Raw genomic sequence first — 21502 nt, 5'->3', positions numbered from 1 at the left:
GGCGGCGGCGGCGGTGGAGACCATCGAGGCGGAGGTGAGCGCGCTCGGTGTCGATGGCGACGGCCTGGTTCAGGTAAACGGGGAGCGCCTGTTCATCCAGGGCGTGCTGCCAGGCGAACGGGTGCAACTGGATCGAAAGCACCACGGCGCCACCCTGCACGCGGTTCTGCGCCCCAGTCCGGACCGTGCGGAACCCCCATGTTCCCTGTTCGGGCGCTGCGGCGGCTGCACCCTGCAACATATGAGCATGGCCGCGATGGCCGAGTTCAAGTGCCAGCTGGTGCAGGAGGCGTTGCACGCGGCCGGCTTCGCGCTGCCGGCCAGGATCGATTTCGTCGCCAGCCCGCCGGCCTCGCGTCGACGGATGGACCTGGCGGTGCAGCGCACGCAAGCCGGGATCGTGGTGGGGCTGAACCCGCGCGGCGGCGGCGACGTGGTCGGCCTGAGCGAGTGCCACGTGCTCGACCCGGCCTTGTTCGCCCTCACCCAATGCCTCGAGCCAATGCTGCGGCGTTTGACCTGTCTGCGCGCGCGTGGATCGTTGCTGGTCAATCTGCTCGATAGCGGCCCCGACCTGCTGCTCGCCACCGAAGCCGCACCCGGGACTTGCGACCGCGCCCGGCTCGCGGCCTTTGCCGCCGGGGCCGGCATTCCCCGTATCGCCTGGCGGCCGCTCAAGGGCGGCGACGGCGAGAGCGAGACCTTGTGCGCGCTGGCCCCCGTCCGCCACCTGCTGTCGGGTGCGACGATCAGTCCGCCGCCCGGCGCCTTCCTGCAGGCGAGCCGCGAGGGCGAGCAGGCGATCGTGGCGGCGGTGCTGGCCGGGCTGCCGGGCTCGTTGCCGCGCCGCGCGCGGATCGTCGAGCTTTATGCCGGCTGCGGCACCCTCAGCTTCGCCCTTGCGCGCCATGCCGGTGTCTGGGCGATCGAGGGCGACGCAGCAGCCGTAGCCTGTCTGCACGGCGCCGCGGGCGGGATGCGTCTGCGCGCCACCCGGCGTGACCTCACGCGCCAGCCGCTGCTGGCCCGCGAGTTCGCGGGCGCCGCCGCCATCGTGCTCGATCCGCCGTTCGCCGGCGCCGGACCGCAAATGCCGGAACTGGCGCGCGCCGGTATTGCCCGGGTCATCCTGGTCAGTTGCAACCCGCGCGCATTGGCCCGCGACGCAACCTTGCTGCAGGCCGCCGGCTACCGGTTGGAACAACTCACGATCATCGACCAGTTCGTCTGGTCGAGCGGCGTCGAGAGTGTCGCGGTGTTCGCGAAACCGCGGCCGCACGCCGAGTTCTCAACCTGCCATGTCGGATAGGCTTGCAAGAATGGTGCCGCGTAGTTGGGGAAAGGTGTTGAACCCGGTCTCACTGTTGAGATGCCCTCCATCCGGTACAATGTCGAGCGGCGCGCCCAGGCGATCCGCGACATGTTGTGAACGCGATAGCGGCACGTAGGGATCGTTTCCACCCGCCCAGCAACGGCATACACGCCCTTTGCGCTCGCGGATGCCAGTCCAGTCCAAGGGGTCTGCAAAAAATGATTGGTTGATTGTGTCGTAGTCGGAAAGGCCGAGCGCGCCGACGAAGCCCGCTGCCAGAAACAGGCCGGCGACCGGTTCAACCGCCCGCTCGACCAGGCGCAGTGCAAATGCGGCGCCCAGGCTGTGTCCGACAAGGATGGTCGGGACCACGGGCAGCGGCTCGACGGCAAGATCATAGGCTTCGAACCATGCTTGCAGGGATTGCCCCTTTGGCGTCGGCAATCGCGGACGCCAAACCTCGATGCCCTCTGCTTCCAGTGCCGCATGCAGCCACGGGAACCAGTTTGTATCAGGGCCTCCATAGGCGCCGTGCAGCACTACCACCCGCAATCCCGCCAATCCTCCGCATCCATAATGGCGTCCTCTCCGGACTGTCGCAACCGCCCGTGATGCAGCGGGGACCCGTATACGTCCCGACGCGGCAGAGTTTCTGATTGCAGCATTTCAGCAACGAAATGGGGGAGATCAGTCTCGGACGTTCCTGTAGCGGTATCGTAATGACCGTCTTCGGACCATCATGGTCTCGCGCCACGTCGCGCGGGATTTCCGGAGAGGAACGATGAAACACTGGGCTGCCCTGCTCGCTACGACCGTCCTCGTCGCCGCACGCGCGGCGAGCGCCCAGCCAGTCACCGGCCCCTATGTCAGCCTCAGCGGCGGCGTCACGTTTCCTCAGGACCAGACCCTGAACTTCGCACCGCAACTCGGGGTGCGCGATCGCTGGGTGTCTTTCAGTCCCGGCTTTGCCGGACAGACCAGCCTGGGCTGGGGATTCGGCGATGGCCTGCGCGCGGAGTTGGAGAGCAACTACCTGAACGCGCACGCGCGCGGCGTCAGCTTTCCTCGCACCTATCGCGTCGGCGGCTATGAGCAGCAATATGGCGGCTTCCTCAACGTGCTGTATGACCTTCCCTGGCGTCTGCCGCTGCACCCGTATGTCGGGCTCGGTGTCGGCGCCCAGGAACTCGACGACGAGAACATCAATTTCAGCCCGGTCGGCGTCCCTCTGCCCGGCCGCCCCGGTAGCCAGACCGTCAGCGCCTTTGCCTATCAGGCGATTGCCGGCTTCAGTGCACCGCTGCCATGGGTACGCGGCCTCGCGTTCATCGCCGACTACCGGCTCATCGGCTTGGCGGACCCGCTTGCCGCGATCCGGGAACGGCATATCTCCGGGCCAGGAGGCGACACGATCGCCTTCGGCAACGCCAAGTTCGGGAACGTCTTCAACCACCAGATCCAGATCGGCCTGCGCTACGCATTCGGGTCGGCGCCTCGTCCGTTGCCCCCGGTTGCCGCAGCACAGGCCCCGGCGCCGGCGCCAACCCGGACGTTCCTGGTGTTCTTCGACTGGGACCACGCCGACCTGACCATGCGTGCGCGCCGGATCGTGGCCGAAGCGGCACAGGCCTCGATGGCTCAGGCGACCACCCGTATCGAGGTTGACGGCTACACCGATCGCTCCGGGACGGCGCGCTACAATCAGGCGCTTTCGGTTCGCCGTGCCGAGACGGTCGCGGCCGAACTCATCCATGACGGCGTGGGGACGCACGCCATAGAAATGCGGGGCTTCGGCGAGACGCATCCTCTCGTGCCGACCGCGGACGGCACGCGCGAGCCGCAAAACCGGCGCGTCGAAATCATCCTGCGATAGTGCCCGCCTGCCATAGTCGCGCATCGAAGCGGAATGGCCGGACACTCAGGATCCGGGCGTCCGCGGCGGCCGGATGCGCGGGGTTGAGCAGCAGGTTGGCGCTCTCCGGGACGATCAGCGAAGGCACCCGCAGCACCGGCGTGCGGCGCTCGCGCAGCCATGTCTCGCCGAACGCGGCGGCATCCGCGGGCACGGCCTCGAGCGTCTCGACCGCCAGACCATCGAGCGCGGCGCGGACCAGCACATAGTCGTCGGGAAGCAGTTCCGGCGGCAGATCGAGATGCACGCGCACTTCGAGCAGGGCCAGTGCCGCCTCGCTCGCCAGATAGACCATCGGCCGGCCGCGTCGGTTCCAGCGGCCGCCATACAGGCGTGCGCCCTCGCCGCTCAGGTCGGCAAACGGCGCACGGCACAGGCGCCAGGCGATGGCGCCAAGCGACGGCGGCGGGATTGCTCAGGCCGCCAGCCCGTGCCCGATCCGCCCCAGCAGGGTCTCGACTTCGCGGGCACCCTCGTCGGTGTCGAGCCGTTCCAGTGGCTTTTCGCCAGCGAGCACCGTCGTCGGACGACGTAGCCAGGCGGCCGCCTTGTGCCGGTCGCCGAAGGTTGCCTCGGCCAGGGCGATCACCCGCGCGACCCGCACAAGTCGGTCGGACTGCTCCGGCGTGAGAGTCCCGAGCCGGCGCCGATTGGCGAGCGTCTTGCGCGGCAGCACCACCAGGTCAAGCTCTGCCGCATTGAGCCGGCCGCTATCCAGAACGGACTGCACGGCCGAGATCGGCAACCCGCCGCGCACCTGACGCACAAGGTCGGGGCTGGGTCGAACCGCCAGTTCCATGACATCCAGTTGCGCCGACATGACGGTCTCCTTGGCGATATGCCGAACATATATGGGCGTCTCGCCAGAAGAAAGCAAGCTAGACAGTCAGACCAGGGCAAGCTGTGACGCGAGTTCCTGGGCCGCCTGTTGCAACACCCGCGCGGCACGCGGTAGCGCCCGGCCGAGGGTCAGAAAGCCGTGGATCTGGTCGGCGAGGTGCAGCAGCGTCACCCGACCGCCCTCGTGCTCCAGGCGTTGCGCATAGGCGATGCCCTCGTCGCGTAACGGATCATGCCCTGCGGTGACCAACAGGCAGGGCGGCAGCCCAGCCAAGGACGGTGCCAGCAACGGCGAGGCGCGCCAGTCCAGCGCGTCCGCCGGATCGCGCAGGGTGTGGCGGATGAACCAGCGCATCCGATCGCCGGTCAGCGGCACCCGGCTGTTGACGCGCGCGTAAGAGTCCGACGTCGCGCGCAGGTCGGTCGCGGGGTAGAACAGCAGTTGCAGGCGCGGCGCCTCCAGCCCGGTATCGCGCAAAATCAGGCAGCAACTCGCCGCCAGGTTGGCGCCGGCGCTGTCGCCGCCGATCGCCATGCGATCCGGCCGCAGACGCAGGGTGTCGGCCTGCGTGCGGAGCCAGGCGAGTGTCGCCAGCACGCTGTCCAGGGCCGCCGGAAACGGATGCTCCGGCGCCAGCGGGTAGTCCGGCGCGATCACGCAACAGCCCGAGCCATGCGCCAGGTTGCGGCAGACGGCGTCGTGGGTGTCGAGTCCGCCCATGACCCAGCCGCCGCCATGCAGATAGAACAGCCAGGGCAGTGACGCGTCGCCGACGACCGGGCGGTAGATCCGCAAGGCGCATCCGTCGGGGCCTGGCAGGTCCTCGACCGACGGCAGTGTCGGGGCCGGCAGCGCGAAGGCGGCGCAACTCTGCTGATAGGCGAGGCGGGCCTCGGCGACGCTGAGCTGTTCGAGCGGCGGCGCCTGCCGAAAGGCAATCGCGGCCAGCAGCCGCTCGACGTCCGGATCGAACATCGCGCCCCCTTTAGACGTGAAAACTCTCGCCGCAGCCGCAGCGTCCCTTCTCGTTTGGGTTGACAAAGGTAAAGCCGGCTTCGAGGTCGCGCACCTGATAATCCATCGTGGTGCCGATCAGGAACAGCGACGCCTTGCGGTCGACCAGGACGGTCAGGTCGCGGTCGCACACCACCTCGTCGTTCGGGCCAGCGGCGTTGACCCAGCCCATGTCGTAGGACAGGCCGGAGCAGCCCTTGGTGCCGACCGAAATCCGTAGCAGCTGGCCGGCATGGCCACCCGCATAGAGCGTGCGCAACCGCTCGGCCGCCGCCTCGGACAGGGACATCAGCGGTGGCAGCGCGCGACGGGTGGCGGGCTTCTGGGGTGCAGTGGTCTGGGTGCTCATTGTCGCACTCCCTTAGATCAGAACATGTTCAGCGCGAGGCGCGCGTCTTCGCTCATCCGGCTCGGATCCCAGGCCGGCTCCCAGACCGTCTCCACTTCGCAGCCAGTCACCCCGGCGACCGTCTGCACCGCATCGCGCACCTGCACCGGCAACTCCTGCGCACTGGGGCAACCCGGGGCGGTCAGCGTCATCTCGACCTTGACCCGTCCGTCGGCATGCAGATCCACCGCGTAGATCAACCCGAGTTCGTAGATGTTGACCGGAATTTCGGGGTCATAGACAGTAGCGATGGCGGCAATGACCGCGTCCTCGCTGAGCGGGGGCGCGACCTCGCCGGACGGTGTCCAGCTTCCGGTGGCAACACCCTCACCGGCCTCTCCGGCAAGCGAGAAAGCCTCCGGGACCTCCCTACCTTCCTGCAGGTGAGTCTCGTCCAACCGATCCGCGGTCATCTCCATCACGCTGTCCTCTCGCACTTGAGCGCGTCGAGCAACGCCGCCCATGGCAGGGTCGCGCATCGGATACGCGACCGGTATTCATGTAGGGCCTCGAACGCACGCAACAAACCCAGGGCGCGCTCATCGTCCGCCCGAGGGGACTCGGCGGGCCCTTCGCGCAGCATGGCATCAAATCGCTCGAACAGCGAGCAAATCGCAGGCTCGTCAAGGTCTTGTACGGTTTCCGCCATCAGGTCGGCAGACGCCATGCAGATCGCGCAACCGCGTGTCCGGTGGCGCACCTGCATGACCCTGCCACCCTGGGCCCGCGCGACCGTGACATGCACGGCATCGCCGCAAAACGGGTTGTTGCCGTCCGCCGCCCCGTCGGCAGGCTCGACCACGCCGGCATGACGCGGCGCACGGGTCCGCTCCATGATCAGGTCCTGGTAGAGTGCCTCCCGCTCCGACCCGTCCATGATCAGCCGAAGAACCCGCGTATACGATCGAGGCTGTCGGCCAGCACGTCGATCTCCGCCATTGTCGTATACAGCCCGAAGCTGGCGCGCGCGGTGCTGTTGACCCCCAGCCGTCGCATCAGCGGCTCGGCGCAATGATTGCCTGCACGCACCGCGATGCCGTTGCGATCGAGCAGGGTGGCGATGTCGTGCGCGTGCGCATTCGCCATGGTGAATGAAATTACGCCCCCGCGCTGGCGGGCCTGGCCGAGGATCCGCAGGCCCTCGATGGAAGCGAGCCGGGTCAGCGCGTGCGCGGTCAACGCCGCCTCGTGCGCCGTGATCGCGGGGTAGCCGACAGCCTCGACATAGTCGATCGCCGCCCCGAGCCCGATCGCCTCGACGATCGGCGGCGTTCCGGCTTCGAGACGGTGCGGCAATTCCGCCCAGGTCGAGCGCTCGAAACTGACGCTGGCGATCATCTCGCCGCCGCCGAGGAAGGGCGGCAGCGCCTCGAGCAGCGCCTCGCGCCCCCAGAGCACGCCGATACCAGTCGGGCCGTAGAGCTTATGGCCAGTGAACACATAGAAGTCGGCGCCGATCGCCTGCACGTCGACGCTGCCATGCACCACCGCCTGCGAGCCATCCAGCAACAGCCTGGCACCATGCGCATGCGCCAGTTCGGCGATCCGGGCCGCCGGCGTGATGGTGCCGAGCACGTTGGACATATGGGTGACCGCGACCAGCCCAACCTTGCCGTCCGCCAGCAGCGACTGCAGGCTGTCGAGATCGAGTTCACCGTCATCGGTAATCCGCGCCACCCGCAACGCAATGCCACGCCGGTCGCGCAGCATCTGCCAGGGCACGATGTTCGCGTGGTGCTCCATCTCGGAGATCACCACCGCGTGGCCCGGTTGCATCGTGTCGCCGAAGGCGTGCGCGAGCAGGTTGATCGCGGCGGTGCTGTTCGAGGTAAAGATAATCTCGTTCGTCGCATTGGCATTCAGCAGCCGCGCCACCTTGGCCCGCACACCCTCATAGGCGTCGGTGGTGCGCTCGCTCATCCAGTGCAGGCCGCGATGCACATTGGCGTATTGCGTGCGCATGGTCTGCGCCATCGCCTCGATCACCGCTTCCGGTTTTTGCGCCGAGGCGGCGCTGTCGAGGAACACCAGGGGTTTGCCGCGTACCGTCTGCGACAGGATCGGAAAATCGGCGCGCAGATACGAGAGGTCGTCGCGGCTCGCGACCGGCATCATGTCGTTCATGGGGTGCTCCCGCTCCAGGATCGGTCGAGTGCGGCGTCCAACAGGGCGCGCACCGGCGCGTCCTCGATCAGCGCCAGCGCATCGTCGAGAAAGGCGCGCACCAGGATCGCGCGTGCCGTATCAGCCGGCACACCACGGCTGCGCAGATAGAAGAGCTGCTCCTCATCGAGCGCGCCGGCGGTGGCGCCGTGGCTGCATTTGACGTCGTCGGCGTAGATTTCGAGTTCCGGCTTGCTGTCGATCTCCGCCGTCTCGGAGAGCAGCAGCGCCTGGTTCATCTGATAGCCGTCGGTCTTCTGAGCGATCCGGTCGACCACGATCTTGCCCTGGAACACGCCGCGGGCATGGCCGGAGAGCACGTTCTTGACGGTCTGGCGCGATATGCAGCCGGGCGCGTCGTGGGCGATCACGCTGGTCAGGTCGGCGTGCTGGCGATCGCCCAGCAACTGCGCGCCGTTGACATGGACCGTACCGCCGCGTCCGGCGAGACGCGCATGCACCTCGTGTCGGGCGAGCCGGGCACCGAGTGCGAGGGTAAAGCTGTCATAGGAGGCGGCGGTATCGACCGAGGTGTAGACGGTGGAGAAATGCAGTGCCCGCGCGCCCTCGTCCTGCAGCAGCACGTGAGCCAGATGGGCACGCGCGCGCAATTCGATTTCCAGCACCGGGTTGTTCACATAGAGCCCGTCGCCGTGCGCGATTTCGAGCAGCGACAGCCTTGCCCCTTCTTCGAGCAGCACGGCGAAACGCGGCTGCGTCAATACCGCCGGCTCCGCGTCATTGCGGCCAAGGCACACCAGCAGCACCCGGCCGGCATCGATGCCGGGGCCGACGTGAATGCGCGCGCCATCCTTTGTCAGCATGGTGTTCAGCGCCACCATGCCGTCACGCTCCGGGCGGGCGAGCGGACCCATGCTCACGCCGATCTCAATGTCGAGGCCTTCATCAAGCCGCGATAGCGATGACTCGAATCGACCATTGACGAAGACGAGCCGGCTCGTATCGGCGAGCCCGGCTTCGGCGAGACCTAGATTGTCGAGCAGCATAGCTGCGTCTACCGTGTCCGGCGCATCGCCGAGTGTCAGGGCGGTCAGCAGACGCAGGTCGGTATATTTCCATTGCTCCATTCGCCGGGTGGGCAAGCCGCTCGTGCGTAGCAAGGCCGCCGCGAGATCACGCGCCTGCACCGCACCCGGCAGCGACTGCTTGCCATCCTCGTAGAGATCGAGAAAGGCTTGGGCGTTCACGCCGCCTCCGCGATCAGGTTGCCGTAGCCCTCGGCTTCGAGCTGGCGCGCCAGATCAGCACCGCCGCTGCGGATGATCCGCCCGGCCGACATCACATGCACATGGTCGGGCACGATGTAGTCGAGCAGGCGCTGATGATGGGTGATGATCAGGGCCGAGAAGTCCGGCGCACGCAGCGCGTTCACACCGGCGGCAACGATACGCAACGCGTCGATATCGAGCCCGCTATCGGTCTCGTCGAGGATCGCAAAGCGCGGCCGCAACAGCGCCATCTGCAGCACCTCGTTGCGCTTTTTTTCACCGCCGGAGAAGCCGACATTGACGCTGCGCTTAAGCATCTCGTCAGGGATCTGCAACCGCTTGCACTCAGAGCGCGCAAGCTTGAGGAAGCCGACGGCGTCCAGTTCCGGCTCGTCGCGTGCACGTCGCACGGCATTGATCGCCGTGCGCAGGAAGTTGGCGTTGTTTACTCCCGGCAGCTCCACCGGCGCCTGAAAGGCGAGGAACATCCCCGCAGCCGCACGTTCCTCCGGCTGCATAGCCAGCAGGTTCGCATCGCCGAAACGCGCACTGCCGCCGGTCACGACATAGTCCTCGCGCCCGGCCAGCACGTAGGACAGCGTCGACTTACCGGAGCCGTTCGGCCCCATGATCGCGTGCACCTCGCCGGGCGCCACCACAAGATCGACGCCCTGCAGGATCGGCTTGTCGTCGATATGCGCGCGCAGATCGGAGATCGTGAGTTCCGTGGTCATCCGACGCTCCCCTCGAGACTGACGGCGAGCAGCTTCTGCGCCTCGACGGCAAATTCCATGGGCAGCTCCTTGAGAACTTCCTTGCAGAAGCCGTTGACGATCAGGCCGACCGCGTCCTCCGAGGAGAGGCCGCGGCTACGGCAATAGAACAACTGGTCCTCGGAAATCTTCGAGGTGGTGGCCTCGTGCTCGACCTTCGCGGTCATGTTGCGGCTCTCGATGTAGGGCACGGTGTGCGCACCGCACCGATCGCCGATCAGCAGGCTGTCGCATTGCGTGTGGTTCCGCGCCCCAGAGGCGCGCGGCATCATCCGCACCAGGCCGCGATAGGTGCTGTCGGAGCGCCCGGCGCTGATTGTCTTGGCGACGATCGTCGAACGCGTGCGCGCCCCGAGATGGATCATCTTGGTGCCGGTGTCGGCTTGCTGGCGATTGTTGGTGACCGCCACCGAGTAGAACTCGCCGACGCTGTCGTCGCCTTGCAGGATGCAGGACGGATATTTCCAGGTGATCGCCGATCCCGTCTCGACCTGCGTCCAGGAGATGCGCGAGCGCGCCCCCCGGCAGGCACCGCGCTTGGTGACGAAGTTGTAGATCCCGCCACGGCCTTCGCTGTCGCCGGGATACCAGTTCTGCACCGTGCTGTACTTGATGGAGGCGTCGTCCATGGCGACCAGCTCGACCACCGCGGCATGCAGCTGGTTCTCATCGCGCATCGGCGCGGTGCAGCCTTCCAGATAGGAGACCGAGGCACCGGCTTCGGCGATGATCAAGGTACGCTCGAACTGCCCGGTGTTGCGGGCATTGATGCGGAAATAGGTCGACAGCTCCATCGGGCATTTCACGCCCTTGGGGATGAACACGAACGAGCCGTCGGTGAACACCGCCGAGTTCAGCGCCGCGTAGAAATTGTCCGACGCCGGTACGACGCTGCCGAGATAACGCTGCACCAGTTCCGGATGATCGCGCACCGCCTCGCTGATCGGGCAGAAGATCACGCCGGCCTTCATCAGCGACGCGCGGAAGGTGGTCGCCACCGAGACGCTATCGAACACCGCGTCGACCGCGACATCCGGGCGGGCCTCGGGATCGGGCTCGACGCCGGCCAGGATCGCGCGCTCCTTGATCGGGATGCCCAGCTTCTCATAGGTGGCGAGCAGCTCAGGATCGACCTCGTCGAGCGACTTCGGACCGGGCTTGCGCTTGGGGGCAGCGTAATAGTGCGCGTCCTGATAGTCGATCGGAGGATAGGCGACCTTTGACCAGCGCGGCTCAGCCATCTCGCTCCAGGCGGCGAACGCCTTCAGCCGCCAGGCGAGCAGCCATTCCGGTTCGCCTTTACGCGCCGAGATCAGCCGGACAGTGTCTTCGCTCAGCCCCTTGGGGGCCATGTCCATTTCGATGTCGGTCTCGAAACCCCACTTGTAGGTGGAGGTGGTCAGGGTCTCGACGGCGCGAACGGTCTCGGCAACGGCTGGCATGAAACCTCACTCGGCAACTTCCGACGCCACGCGGGCAGTCGGACGGGGATCGGGAACGAACGCCGCTGGCCGCGGTTGCGGGCGCATGTCGGCAAGCGTGATATGGGTCAAAGCGGTGCGGATCGCGGCATTGACCGCATCCCAGCGGCCGCGCACCGGGCACAGACCCTGTGCCTCGCAGCCGCCAACGGCGCCGTCGACACAGGCGGTCAGCGAGATCGGTCCGTCAATGGCGGCGATCACGCGTGCCACCGGCACCTGGGCGAGATCGCTGGCCAGGCGGTAGCCGCCGCGCGGGCCGCGTTGCGACACCACCAGCCCGGCGCCCGAAAGCGCCTTGAGCACCTTGGCCACGGTCGGCTCCGGAATGCCGGTCTCCAGCGCCAGCGACGGCGAGGTGGTGACACCGCCACAGGATTCCAGGTGCACCATGACGACAACCGCATAATCGGTGAGCTTGGAAAGCCTCAGCATGAATTCCCTTGTTCGTGCCAGCAGCGCCAGGATTACGGACCGCCACGGTCCTGATTGCTTGAGATGACGCCCGTCTCCGCCCACGTCAAGGCCCGACCGTTCAGTTGACGACATTCCCGAATGCCGCACGCAGCAGCAGATACGCCACACCGCCGACCAGGGCACCGACCAGTGTGCCGTTGATGCGCACATATTGCAGGTCGCGCCCGACCCGCAGTTCCAGGCGTTCGACAATCATGCGGCTGTCCCAGCCGCCAACGACGACGCCGATGAAGCCCGCCAGCCGGTCGCGCATCCCCGGCAGCGCGCGCAGCACCAGCCCCAGCGTCGCCGCCTCGACACGCGCGCGCAGTGCGGCATCGCGGGTCAGCACACCACCCAGACGCGGCAGGGAGTCGCCGATCAGGCGTGCGAACCAGCCGTCGTGCCGCCCCACATCGCTCTCGATCATGGTGCGCGCGCGCTGCCAGATCTCGGCCGCCCACTCGCGCACGCTGTCATGCCCAACAAGGCCGCGCAGCGCCTCGCCGACCTCGCGGCCGCGCGTCGGCTCGCTCTCGATGCGGTCGATCTCGTGGCGCACCCACAGCGTGAACGCCTCGCGCAGTTCCGAGCCAGTAGGGTCGGTGCGATCGAGCTCCTGGTTCATCGCGCTGAGCACGCGCGTGGCAATCGACCCGCCCAGTGCCCAGCCGACCAGCCGGCCGCCCTGCTCGCGCACCCGCTCCTCAATCAGCAGCCGCAGGGCTGCCTCCTTGCCGAGCAGCACCGCCTTGAGTTCGCCGAGCAGGAAGGTCAGCACCTCCTGGTGGCGCTCGTTATCGACCAGCACACGCAGCGCGCGCGCGATCACCGGCGCCAGCGTCTCACCACTCAGCAGACGCGGCAGCGCGCGGGCGAACAGCGCGCCGGCGCGGCCGTCCTCGAGCCGGTCGAACAAATGCGGCATCGCCGAGGCCAGCCCCCGCCCGACCAGCCCGCCGGTCTGCGGGTCGGCGAGCGCGTTGCCGAGCAAGGCGGGGACGTCAAGGCCGCCGATGGCGCGCTCGATGTCGGCGGCGGTAAAGACGTGGGTTGCGACGAAGTTACCCAAGGCCCGGCCGAGCCGCTCCTTCTGCGCCGGCAGGATCGCGGTATGTGGGATCGGGATGCCGAGCGGATGGCGGAACAAGGCGGTCACCGCGAACCAGTCGGCGAGGCCGCCGACCAGCCCGGCCTTGACGGTCGATTGCAGGAGGCCGCCCCACAATTCCCCCTTCAACCAGGTATTGGCCAGCCAGGTGCTGGCCACCGTCAGCACCCCCATGCCGACGAGCAGGCCTGTGGCAAAGCGGCGATAGCGCGCCAGCGACAGCCGCGCGATCCGGTCGGGATCGGAAGTCTCACTCGTCATCGCGCGCAGGTCTAGCATTCGGGCGCCGATCCAACGAGCCGCCCATGCTGCCGACAATACTGCCGCTTGTGCAGCGCGTCATACGAGCGGTTGCAGTGCCGCGCCAGACATGAAAGTTTCGTATCTTATCGCTACCGAATGCGGGACCTTACGATGGACGATGGTGTGCGGACACCCGACGGCCCCCAGCTGGAGGCTCCAAGCCTGGACAGGCTGGTGGCCCTCGCGCAGGGCGTGGTCGAACGCCAGCAGGATGACCCGTTCGGCAACCCGGTGCTGGCGATGGCGCTGCTGGTGTCGCGGCGGCTGGATGAGGGCGCGCTCAGCCTAGAAGATATCGACCAACTCGTGCGGCAGTTGCGCGACGAGGCGTTCCTCGCGCGCGCGACCCGGCTGCGCAGCTATGTCGGTCTGGACGAAACCGGCCCAGGCGACGCCGGGAGTAATGCCGGGCGCCTGTCGCGTCTCGCCGCGCGTCTGGCGCGGCCCGATCCGAACGACAGCCCGGTGCCGCTGGCGCAGTTCCGAGCCGCCATCGAGCGGACCCGCTACGGCGCGGTGTTCACCGCCCACCCCACGTTCGCGCTCCAGAGCCGCGCCTACGCCGCATTGGCGGCCAACGCCTCGGGCACGGCACAACGCCCCGATGCCGACACGCAACGGCCCGACGTGCCCACGCTCGAGGACGAGTTCCAGCTCGCGTCCGAGGCCATCCTGCGGGGACGCGATGCGCTCGACGCCCTCAATATGGCCCTGCTGACGGAGGCTGCGCGCATCTGGCCGCAGGCCTGGACCACGCTCCGCCCCCGCCCGATCGTCCTGGCGAGCTGGGTCGGCTACGATACCGATGGACGCACCGATATCGGCTGGTGGGACACCTTGCTGCTGCGCCTGCGCATGAAGCTGCTGCAACTCGACCGCCTGCGCGCGCAACTTGAAGCCCTCGAACAGCCGGCCGAGGCCCTGTCCGCCCGTATCGCCATTGCCCGTGAGGCGGTCGGTGCGCAGATCGAGTGCTGTCCACGCACCGCCGACCCGCAGGCCGTGGCACGCTTCGCCGCCGCGCTGATCGATCGCAAGGCGGATGCAATTCCGGAACCCGGCGTGCTTGGCCCCCTGTTTCACGAGGCAATCGGCCAAGCGCCCTATGCCGACCGCCTGGCGCTCACCGTAGCCCATGCCGGCCTTGTTGCGCACGGCATGGCGGCCGCCCATACCCATGTGCGGCTTAACGCCACGCAACTGCACAATGTAGCGCGCCAGCGCCTCGGCATCGCCGACAACCCCGAAAACCCCGCGCAACGCCGCGCCCTGCTCGCCGCAATCAACGAGGTGCTCGACACGGCAACGCCGGTGGCGGTGGATTTCGGCTCGCTCATGGCCGAACAGGCCTCGGCCGCGAAGCTGATGATGACGATTGCACAGATCGCCAAACATATCGACACCAACAGCAGAGTCCGATTTCTGGTCGCCGAGACCGAGAGCGGCTACACGCTGCTGGTCGCACTCTGGCTGGCACGGCTGTTCGGCATCGAACAGAATATCGAGATCAGCCCGCTGTTCGAAACCCGCGAGGCGCTGGAGCACGGCTCCGTGGTGATCGAGGAGGCGCTGCGTTCGCGCCACTGGCGCGACTATCTCGGCCGCACCGGCCACATGGCGCTGCAGTTCGGCTATTCCGATTCCGGCCGCTATGTCGGCCAGCTCGCGGCCACCTATCTGATTGAGCGGTTGCGCATGCGCGCCGCCGAACTGCTGCGCAAGCGCGGCATGACCGCGGTCGAGGTGATCCTGTTCGACACCCACGGCGAGAGCATCGGCCGCGGCGGTCACCCGTTCCGTCTCGCGGATCGGCTTGACTATCTCTCGCCCGCCCGCTCCCGCGCCACCTACGCCGCCGCCGGTATCGCCTGTCGCGAGGAATGCGCCTTTCAGGGCGGCGACGGCTACCTGCTGTTCGGCACCGAGGCGCTGGCCGGCGCCACCATCGCCACCATCGCCGAGCACGCGTTCGCCGCCCTGCGGAGCGACGAGGACCCGATCTACGACGAGCCGGATTTCTCCGCGGACTTCTTCTCCACCATCGCCTCCGGCATGACCGACCTGGTCGAGGATCCCGGCTACGGTGCGCTGCTCGGCGCCTTCGGCCCGTCGCTGATCGACCGCACCGGCTCGCGTCCGCCGGCCCGCCAGAGCGATGCCGGCGCCAATGGTGCGCGCATCACCCATCCGCGCGAGCTGCGCGCCATCCTCAACAACGCCATCCTCCAGCAACTCGGCTGGTGCGCCAACACCCTCCAAGGGCTCGGCCTTGCCGCAGCACGCCACCCCGAGACATTCGAGGAGTTCCTGCTGAAGAGCCCGCGCTTCCGGCGCGCGCTCGACTTCGCCAGCCATGCCTTGGCGCACTCCGACAGCGACGTGCTGCGCGCCATCGTCCTCACCCTTGACCCCGGCGTCTGGCTCGACCGCGCCGCCCACGAACACGACGCCGCCCGACGCGACGCGCTCGTGCTGCTCGCACGCGGCCTCGAACGGCTCGATTTGTGGGCCGTGACCCAATCCATGTTCCGGCGTATCCAGGCCGACCACCTGGCACTGCGGGTCGCGTGGCCGGACGCCCCGCGCATGGCGCTGAAGGAGACCCTGCTGCACGCCACCCGCCTTGCCTTGATCGAACGGATCTGGTTGCTCTCCACCCGCATTCCGTATTTCTCGCCGCGCCACGGTTTCACCCGTCTCGACGTCGACAGCCAGATCCTGCGCCTCGAAATCCCGGCCGCCCTAAGCAGGCTCAGCGAGATTTTCCCCCCCGCCGCCGACCGCGGCATAGAACTCGATTTCCGCGAAGCCCCGGGCCCACGCGCCGATCACGCCTATGCGCGCGAGGACGCCGAAATCTTCCAGCCGATGCGCCGGCTGTTCGAACTGGTGCGCGAAATCGGCATCGCGATCATGCACGATGTCGGCGCCTTCGGCTGACACCGCGGTGCGCAGTGCGCGACGCAGCTGGCGCCTCTCCGAGGATCCGCCCGCGCGCGCGACACCGTTGTGGGCCGCACCGGGCATCCGCCGCATCGTCGCCCCGAACCCCTCGCCGATGACCTACAACGGCACCAACAGCTGGCTGATCGACTGGCAGGGCGGCACCATGCTGCTCGACCCGGGCTCGGAGGACGAGGCGCATCTCGACGCCATCATTGCCGAGGCAGGCGGCCGCCTGACCCATATCCTGGTCAGCCATACCCACCACGACCATCTCGACGGCGCACTCACCTTATCGCAACAGCTCCGGATTCCCACCGCAGGCTACCAGCACAGCGCCGACGACAGCTTCACGCCAGACATCAAGCTCGAAGACGGCGATCGCATCGGCGGCCTGACTGCGCTCTACACGCCTGGCCACGCCATGGACCATCTATGCTTCACCGATGACCAAGGCATCATTTTCAGCGGCGACCACGTCATGGGCTGGTCGACCTCGGTGGTGCCGCCGCCGCCCTACGGCGACCTCTCGCTTTTTGTTGCGCAACTGCAACGTATACGCGACCGACGCGACCGCCTGATGCTCTCCGCCCATGGTCCGGCCATCGCCAAGCCATATGAGACCGTGCAAGGCCTGCTCGAACACCGCCAGGCCCGCGAAGACTCGATTTATGCCGTGCTCGACAGGCAACCCCGCTCGCTCGAAAACATGCTTGGGCGCGCCTATATCAATTTGAAACCGCAACTGCTCGGCCCGGCCCGCGCCAACCTGCTCGCACACCTGATCAAGCTCGAACGCGACGGCCGCGCCGTGCGCAGCGAGGGCGGTTGGGCGCAAGCACGAGGGCTCTGCCCCTGACCGGGTCCCCATCCCGCTGGCGCGATGGGGCCCGACGCTGGGGCCATCATGCGAAGTCGTGCTTTGCACAACGGCCCAAACCCCTACTCGTAATGAGCGGGGCAGGCTCTATTGCAAGCTACACGAGTGAGCTTTGGCTGTGGGTGATGGCTTCGCGCGCGGCCTTGAGGTGGGCTTCGGTAAATTGCTTGGCATGGGCCGAAAGGTCCTGGCCGTCTTCCCAGAGGTTGCGCCAAATTCCGAGAATGCCTTCGAGGGGCTGGCCTACGACTTTCGAGGAGAAGGACTCGAACGTGATCGGGCCTTCGTAGCCGGAGCGGACCAAAGCGCGGAAGATTCGGGAGAAGTCGATCGAGCCGGAGCCGAGATAGCCGCGGTTGGAGTCGCCGGTGTGGAAGTAGCCGAGATGCGGACCGGTCTCGAGAATGGCGGTCGCCACGTCGGCTTCCTCGATATTCATGTGGTAGCAGTCGAGATGCACCTTGACGTTGGCGAGGCCGACGCGTCGGCAGAACTCTACGCCTTGCGAGGCGGTGTTGAGCACGTTGGTCTCGTAGCGGTTCACCACCTCCATCCCCAACGTGATGCCGCTCGCGGCCGCCTTCTCGCCGATCCGGCGAACGACGTCGACAGAGCGCGCGACACCCGCGGCGGTGGTGGGAATGCTGTATTTCTGGAAGGCCGAATAGAGAATGCCGCACACATGCGTGGCACCCAGATCGCGGGCGATGGCGATGATTTCCGCAAGGGTCTGCTCGCCGCGACGGGTCTTGTCGTCGTCGTTGCTGGAGATGTCGGCGTCGGAGGCGAGGCCGAGCGAGAAAGTCAGGCCGATGCCGGCCGCTTCGAGCTGACGGCGGGTGAAGTCGACGTCGATGCTGGAGGGGTCGAGCGCGCAAGCCTCGATCAGGTCGTAGCCGAGGGCTGCGGTATTGGCGATCGCGCGGGCGCATTGCTCGCGATTCCAGCCGGCCTCCCAAACGAAGCCGTGCAGACCGAGCTTGTTGCGCATTGTCATGAGTGGCGTCTCCCCCAAGGCAGCTAAGTCCCGCCGGCGATTGGCGTCAAGCAATGCGGGCGTGCTATGCGCAATGCTCATGCCTGAGCACTGGAGTTGAAATTTGCGATCACTTCCGACCCTGTTCGCAGCCGCACTGCTGGCGACGACCACGTTGAGCGCCGTAAGCGCGCGTGCCGATGACAAGACCGACAAGGCGGACAAGACACCGATCCTGCAGCCGACGCAGAGCCTGACCGATGGGAGCGTCACCATCGGCGGCCAGAAGATCGACTACCAGGCAGCCGCCGGCACGTTGATCGTCCATCCGAAGGGTTGGGACGACCAGGAGACGACCGCCGCGGAGCAGAGCGACAAGGCGGAGAAGAAGTCGGCGCAGGCGTCGATGTTCTATGTCGCCTATTTCAAGAAGGGTGCCGCGGCCGCGCACCGGCCGATTACGTTCCTGTTCAACGGCGGTCCCGGCTCATCGAGCGTGTGGCTGCATATGGGCGCATTCGGACCAAGACGGGTCATCACCCCCGATGACAGCCATCCCAACGGCGCGCCCTACAAGCTGGTCAACAACGACGAGAGCCTGCTCGACGTGAGCGACCTGGTGTTCATCGACGCGCCCGGCACCGGCTTTTCGCGGGTCGTCGGTCACGACGGCAGCAAGGCGTTCTACGGCATCGACCAGGACGGGCACGCGTTCACGAACTTCATCGCCGAGTTCCTGTCGAAATACCGACGCTGGGACTCGCCGAAATACCTGTTCGGCGAAAGCTACGGCACCACGCGCTCGGCGGTGCTGTCCTACGATCTCGAGAACGACCAGTCGATCGACCTCAACGGTGTCATCCTGCTGTCGCAGATCCTCGCCTTCGACAACAGCATCGACGGTCCGGAATTCAACCCCGGCGAGGACATGCCCTATATCCTGGCATTGCCGAGCTTTGCCGCCACCGCCTGGTATCACCACAAGCTGGGGACGCAGGGCGACCTGCCGACGCTGCTCAAGCAGGTCGAGCAGTTCGCCACCACCGACTACGCGCAGGCACTGGGCCAGGGCGACGCGCTCGATTCCGCCACGCGTGATAAAATCGCGGCCAAGCTGCACGACTATACCAGCCTGCCGGTCGACTACATCAAGAAGTCGGACCTGCGTATCAATGGCGGCCAGTTCGAGAAAATGCTGCTCACCGGCACCGACACCACCACCGGGCGGCTGGACAGCCGGTTTGCCGGTCCGAGCATGGATCCGCTCAGCAAGGAGTCCGCCTACGACCCGCAAAGTGCCGCGATCAGCGCCGCCTATGTCGCGACATTCAACGACTATGTCCGCCAGACTCTGCATTACGGCGACGGCATGACCTACAAGGCGGTCACCGAGATCGGCCGGCAATGGGACATGAAGCACCAGCCGCCGGGCGCGCACCACCCGGCACGGGGCTCTGCCAATGTCATGCTCGACCTCGCGGCGGCGATGAAATACGACCCCAAGCTGCAGGTCATGCTTAACGCCGGCTATTTTGACCTGGCCACACCCTTCTACGAGGGCATCTACGAGATGCAGCATCTGCCGATCCCGACACGCCTGGATGGCAACATCGAATTCAAGCAGTACGATTCCGGCCACATGGTCTATGCACATCTGCCGTCCCTGAAGAAGCTGCACGACAATGTCGCCGCCTTCATCGGCCGGACCGACAACCAGGGCTCTGGGGCTACCGCACAGTGACCAATTAAAAGATTGCATTCCCGCGCTTTGCACGCTAAGGTTGTATGAGCCATGGGGCTGTTGTCATGTCCGGTTCACTCTCCGGCTTTTCGCCGATCTCGACCTATCTCTCGATCGTGAAAGACGAGCAGACCCAGGTTACGCAGTTCGTCAAGTCGACGCCGGCGGTGCAGCGTACGGTGGCGGCGTTCCAGGCAGATACCGTCAACATCGCCACCGGCGTCGACCTGCTGTCGTCCAAGAACCAGTCGGCGCTGCAGGTCGTGCTCGGCGCCTACAACATGAGTGTGCAGAGCCAGGAGACCGGAGTGCTGCGGCAGTTGCTGACGCAGGACCCCTCGGCCAGCAACTCGCTGGTCAGGCAGCTCGGCAGCACGGCAGACCTCGATTTCGTTCGCGCGACGACGGATCGCTCGGCGATCTCACTTTCGTTCGGCGACCCGAAGGCCGCGAGCTTCACCGCCGGCGGCAGCAGCGCCTCCCAGCTCTCGGTCAGCAACCTCTATTACGCCGAGCCGAACAGCAGCCTGACCGCGGCGATGCCCGCAAAGTCCTGGTCCTATGTGCTCGACGACGGCACCGGCGGTGCGTCCATCGCCGCGGCGCTGACCACCGCACTGCAATCCACCGGGACCACTGCCAATCCAGTCACCGGCAGCTACAGCGTCAGTGCGAGCGGGACGATCGTGGGCTCGGCCGGCGCGCCCCCGTTCACCACCAATAAGGACAGCGCCGGCAACACAGTCTACAACCTGACCTTGGCCAGTGACAGCAAGGGAGCCGCCATCCGAATCGCCAACGTGGTCGGCGTGGCGGCGCCACCGCTCGGGGCAGGTGTAAGTGGCCCAAACACCCTCACGGCGTCCGCCGCCACCGCCTTGCTCGGCACCGCTCTCACGGCGACCGGGTTCAATGTCACCACGAACCCTTCGGCCCAAACTGGCAGCACACTTGCCATCGTCAATCCGATCAGCAACGGCACCTTGTCGCTGTCGCCGATCTCGTACACGAGCTTCGCGGCGCTGGCGCCGCGCGAGATCATGACCAGCCAGAACGTGCTGCCGTTGGGCACCGCGGGCCAGTCGATGACCGCCGGGCAGGTCCTGATGAGCGGCAGCAGCGAGATCGGAACCATCAAGTCGGTCGATTCGCTTGGCAACGTTACCCTGACCGCCAATTCGTCGATCGACGTGGCGAAGGGTGCGACGATCAGTGTCGCAATCGGCGCCGGGCTAAGCCATATCGGTCCGCAAATCACCGCAACGAGTGCCGCCGCCACGACTGGAGCGACATTGGCACTGGGGAGGACTGCGAGCGACCTCCAGGCCGGCGCGATCATCACCGACGGGAGCAAGGTCGTGGGCGTTGTGAAGTCTGTCGACAGCGCCGGCAACATCACACTACAGGCCAATCTCGCCGTAGCGGTCGCCGTCGGCGACACGCTGGGCGTCGTGCCCAGGGTCGCGGATACGCAGACCGCGGCGCTGGCCGATGCCAGCAATGTCAAGAGCATCCTCTCCGGCTACGAGACCAGCCAGTATGAGGCGCAGGAGGGGCAGCAGATCCCAGGCATGGATAATGCGCTCTACTTCACCCGGACGATGCCCGCGATCACCAGCATCAACCAGTTGATGAGTGACACCACTCTGCTCAAGGTGGTGACCACCAATCTCGGGATCGCCTCGACCTATGGTGCTTTGCCGTTCGCCGAGCAGCAACGGGTGCTGACCAGCAAGGTCAAACTATCCAGCTTCAGCGACCCCGCAACCTTGCAGCACTACGCCGAACAATACCTGGCCCTCACGGGTGAGCAGACGGCAGGCGCCGGCAACGTCGATCCGGCCCTCGCCCTGCTCTCGGGCGGCGGCGGCGGCTACGATGTCGGCGCCAGCCTGTTCAACTCTCTGTATCCGTCAAGCGGCGCCGGCAACAGCTCCGGCCTGACCGGAATATTGGCAGCACTCTACGCCTGAGAAATC

The 21502-nt window shown here is 66.6% G+C and carries 20 protein-coding genes; 6 read left to right on the top strand and 14 right to left on the bottom strand.

The genetic code is table 11. The features are described 5' to 3' along the window. Positions 1–13: 13 nt before the first annotated feature. Positions 14–1309 carry a class I SAM-dependent RNA methyltransferase gene (locus tag ACQY4K_RS20710; protein WP_428392138.1) on the top strand — a complete coding sequence of 432 codons (1296 nt, stop codon included), beginning with the start codon at positions 14–16 and terminating at the stop codon, positions 1307–1309. On the opposite strand, the gene ACQY4K_RS20705 is transcribed toward ACQY4K_RS20710, so the two are convergent. Then, a complete protein-coding gene (locus ACQY4K_RS20705) occupies positions 1289–1873 on the bottom strand; it encodes an RBBP9/YdeN family alpha/beta hydrolase (protein ID WP_428392136.1) in 585 nt (194 codons plus the stop codon). The genes ACQY4K_RS20710 and ACQY4K_RS20705 overlap by 21 nt on opposite strands. Before the next feature lie 220 nt (positions 1874–2093). On the opposite strand from ACQY4K_RS20705, the gene ACQY4K_RS20700 reads away from it, so the two are divergent. Beyond that, positions 2094–3185 carry an OmpA family protein gene (locus ACQY4K_RS20700; protein ID WP_428392134.1) on the top strand — a complete coding sequence of 364 codons (1092 nt, stop codon included), beginning with the start codon at positions 2094–2096 and terminating at the stop codon, positions 3183–3185. Here the strand turns inward: ACQY4K_RS20700 and ACQY4K_RS20695 are convergent. From ACQY4K_RS20695 to ACQY4K_RS20640, 12 genes are all read right to left on the bottom strand, one after another. Further along, on the bottom strand, positions 3172–3600 hold the full coding sequence (locus tag ACQY4K_RS20695) for an RES family NAD+ phosphorylase (RefSeq protein ID WP_428396248.1): 429 nt from the start codon (positions 3598–3600) through the stop codon (positions 3172–3174). The genes ACQY4K_RS20700 and ACQY4K_RS20695 overlap by 14 nt on opposite strands. A 39-nt stretch (positions 3601–3639) precedes the next feature. Further along, positions 3640–4044, bottom strand: a complete 405-nt coding sequence (gene parS / locus ACQY4K_RS20690) for a type II RES/Xre toxin-antitoxin system antitoxin (protein ID WP_428392132.1) — start codon at positions 4042–4044, stop codon at positions 3640–3642. A 66-nt stretch (positions 4045–4110) separates the two neighbouring features. Next, positions 4111–5040, bottom strand: coding sequence for an alpha/beta hydrolase (locus tag ACQY4K_RS20685; protein WP_428392130.1), 930 nt, complete (start codon positions 5038–5040; stop codon positions 4111–4113). A gap of 10 nt (positions 5041–5050) precedes the next feature. Continuing rightward, a complete protein-coding gene (locus ACQY4K_RS20680) occupies positions 5051–5428 on the bottom strand; it encodes a HesB/IscA family protein (RefSeq protein WP_428392128.1) in 378 nt (125 codons plus the stop codon). 17 nt (positions 5429–5445) lie between these two features. Beyond that, positions 5446–5880, bottom strand: a complete 435-nt coding sequence (locus ACQY4K_RS20675) for an SUF system Fe-S cluster assembly protein (protein WP_428396246.1) — start codon at positions 5878–5880, stop codon at positions 5446–5448. Positions 5881–5885: 5 nt separating this feature from the next. Continuing rightward, positions 5886–6344 (bottom strand): Fe-S cluster assembly sulfur transfer protein SufU, encoded by a 459-nt coding sequence (gene sufU, locus ACQY4K_RS20670; protein ID WP_428392126.1) that lies wholly within the window; start codon positions 6342–6344, stop codon positions 5886–5888. 2 nt (positions 6345–6346) lie between these two features. Continuing rightward, positions 6347–7591, bottom strand: coding sequence for a SufS family cysteine desulfurase (locus tag ACQY4K_RS20665; protein ID WP_428392125.1), 1245 nt, complete (start codon positions 7589–7591; stop codon positions 6347–6349). Next, entirely contained in the window at positions 7588–8838 is a 1251-nt protein-coding gene (sufD, locus tag ACQY4K_RS20660) for a Fe-S cluster assembly protein SufD (RefSeq protein ID WP_428392123.1), read from the bottom strand. The genes ACQY4K_RS20665 and sufD overlap by 4 nt, the downstream gene beginning before the upstream one ends. Continuing rightward, a complete protein-coding gene (sufC, locus tag ACQY4K_RS20655) occupies positions 8835–9593 on the bottom strand; it encodes a Fe-S cluster assembly ATPase SufC (RefSeq protein WP_428392121.1) in 759 nt (252 codons plus the stop codon). Before sufC ends, sufD begins: the two co-directional genes overlap by 4 nt. After that, positions 9590–11074, bottom strand: coding sequence for a Fe-S cluster assembly protein SufB (gene sufB / locus ACQY4K_RS20650; RefSeq protein ID WP_428392119.1), 1485 nt, complete (start codon positions 11072–11074; stop codon positions 9590–9592). The genes sufC and sufB overlap by 4 nt, the downstream gene beginning before the upstream one ends. Before the next feature lie 6 nt (positions 11075–11080). Beyond that, positions 11081–11548 (bottom strand): SUF system Fe-S cluster assembly regulator, encoded by a 468-nt coding sequence (locus tag ACQY4K_RS20645; protein ID WP_428392117.1) that lies wholly within the window; start codon positions 11546–11548, stop codon positions 11081–11083. Between the two features lie 100 nt (positions 11549–11648). Continuing rightward, on the bottom strand, positions 11649–12941 hold the full coding sequence (locus ACQY4K_RS20640) for a DUF445 domain-containing protein (RefSeq protein WP_428392116.1): 1293 nt from the start codon (positions 12939–12941) through the stop codon (positions 11649–11651). Positions 12942–13094: 153 nt separating this feature from the next. Here ACQY4K_RS20640 and ACQY4K_RS20635 point away from each other — a divergent pair, with 153 nt between their 5' ends. Continuing rightward, the gene (locus tag ACQY4K_RS20635; protein WP_428392114.1) at positions 13095–15923 is read left to right on the top strand and encodes a phosphoenolpyruvate carboxylase; all 2829 of its coding nucleotides are present in this window, start codon (positions 13095–13097) and stop codon (positions 15921–15923) included. Further along, positions 15904–16785 (top strand): MBL fold metallo-hydrolase, encoded by an 882-nt coding sequence (locus ACQY4K_RS20630; protein ID WP_428392112.1) that lies wholly within the window; start codon positions 15904–15906, stop codon positions 16783–16785. The genes ACQY4K_RS20635 and ACQY4K_RS20630 overlap by 20 nt, the downstream gene beginning before the upstream one ends. A 118-nt stretch (positions 16786–16903) precedes the next feature. On the opposite strand, the gene ACQY4K_RS20625 is transcribed toward ACQY4K_RS20630, so the two are convergent. After that, positions 16904–17803, bottom strand: coding sequence for a sugar phosphate isomerase/epimerase family protein (locus ACQY4K_RS20625; protein WP_428392110.1), 900 nt, complete (start codon positions 17801–17803; stop codon positions 16904–16906). Between the two features lie 103 nt (positions 17804–17906). On the opposite strand from ACQY4K_RS20625, the gene ACQY4K_RS20620 reads away from it, so the two are divergent. Both ACQY4K_RS20620 and ACQY4K_RS20615 read left to right on the top strand, forming a co-directional pair. Then, the gene (locus tag ACQY4K_RS20620) at positions 17907–19523 is read left to right on the top strand and encodes a S10 family peptidase (RefSeq protein ID WP_428392108.1); all 1617 of its coding nucleotides are present in this window, start codon (positions 17907–17909) and stop codon (positions 19521–19523) included. A gap of 65 nt (positions 19524–19588) precedes the next feature. Next, positions 19589–21496 carry a DUF1217 domain-containing protein gene (locus ACQY4K_RS20615; protein ID WP_428392106.1) on the top strand — a complete coding sequence of 636 codons (1908 nt, stop codon included), beginning with the start codon at positions 19589–19591 and terminating at the stop codon, positions 21494–21496. The last annotated feature ends 6 nt before the right edge of the window (positions 21497–21502 follow it).

The sequence above is a fragment of the Lichenicoccus sp. genome (genome assembly GCF_965276875.1).
GTDB lineage: Bacteria > Pseudomonadota > Alphaproteobacteria > Acetobacterales > Acetobacteraceae > Lichenicoccus.
The sequence above is the reverse complement of the archived record's forward strand: the minus strand, read 5'-3'. Positions and strand labels throughout refer to the sequence as shown.

Excerpts from the sequence above, each read along its gene's own strand:
- ACQY4K_RS20640 (WP_428392116.1), bottom strand. The coding sequence starts at position 12,941 with ATGACGAGTGAGACTTCCGATCCCGACCGGATCGCGCGGCTGTCGCTG.
- ACQY4K_RS20645 (WP_428392117.1), bottom strand. The coding sequence starts at position 11,548 with ATGCTGAGGCTTTCCAAGCTCACCGATTATGCGGTTGTCGTCATGGTG.
- ACQY4K_RS20685 (WP_428392130.1), bottom strand. The coding sequence starts at position 5,040 with ATGTTCGATCCGGACGTCGAGCGGCTGCTGGCCGCGATTGCCTTTCGG.
- ACQY4K_RS20625 (WP_428392110.1), bottom strand. The coding sequence starts at position 17,803 with ATGACAATGCGCAACAAGCTCGGTCTGCACGGCTTCGTTTGGGAGGCC.
- sufC (WP_428392121.1), bottom strand. The coding sequence starts at position 9,593 with ATGACCACGGAACTCACGATCTCCGATCTGCGCGCGCATATCGACGAC.
- ACQY4K_RS20630 (WP_428392112.1), top strand. The coding sequence starts at position 15,904 with ATGTCGGCGCCTTCGGCTGACACCGCGGTGCGCAGTGCGCGACGCAGC.
- ACQY4K_RS20680 (WP_428392128.1), bottom strand. The coding sequence starts at position 5,428 with ATGAGCACCCAGACCACTGCACCCCAGAAGCCCGCCACCCGTCGCGCG.
- ACQY4K_RS20665 (WP_428392125.1), bottom strand. The coding sequence starts at position 7,591 with ATGAACGACATGATGCCGGTCGCGAGCCGCGACGACCTCTCGTATCTG.
- ACQY4K_RS20700 (WP_428392134.1), top strand. The coding sequence starts at position 2,094 with ATGAAACACTGGGCTGCCCTGCTCGCTACGACCGTCCTCGTCGCCGCA.
- parS (WP_428392132.1), bottom strand. The coding sequence starts at position 4,044 with ATGTCGGCGCAACTGGATGTCATGGAACTGGCGGTTCGACCCAGCCCC.
- ACQY4K_RS20615 (WP_428392106.1), top strand. The coding sequence starts at position 19,589 with ATGTCCGGTTCACTCTCCGGCTTTTCGCCGATCTCGACCTATCTCTCG.
- ACQY4K_RS20635 (WP_428392114.1), top strand. The coding sequence starts at position 13,095 with ATGGACGATGGTGTGCGGACACCCGACGGCCCCCAGCTGGAGGCTCCA.
- sufB (WP_428392119.1), bottom strand. The coding sequence starts at position 11,074 with ATGCCAGCCGTTGCCGAGACCGTTCGCGCCGTCGAGACCCTGACCACC.
- sufU (WP_428392126.1), bottom strand. The coding sequence starts at position 6,344 with ATGGACGGGTCGGAGCGGGAGGCACTCTACCAGGACCTGATCATGGAG.
- ACQY4K_RS20675 (WP_428396246.1), bottom strand. The coding sequence starts at position 5,880 with ATGACCGCGGATCGGTTGGACGAGACTCACCTGCAGGAAGGTAGGGAG.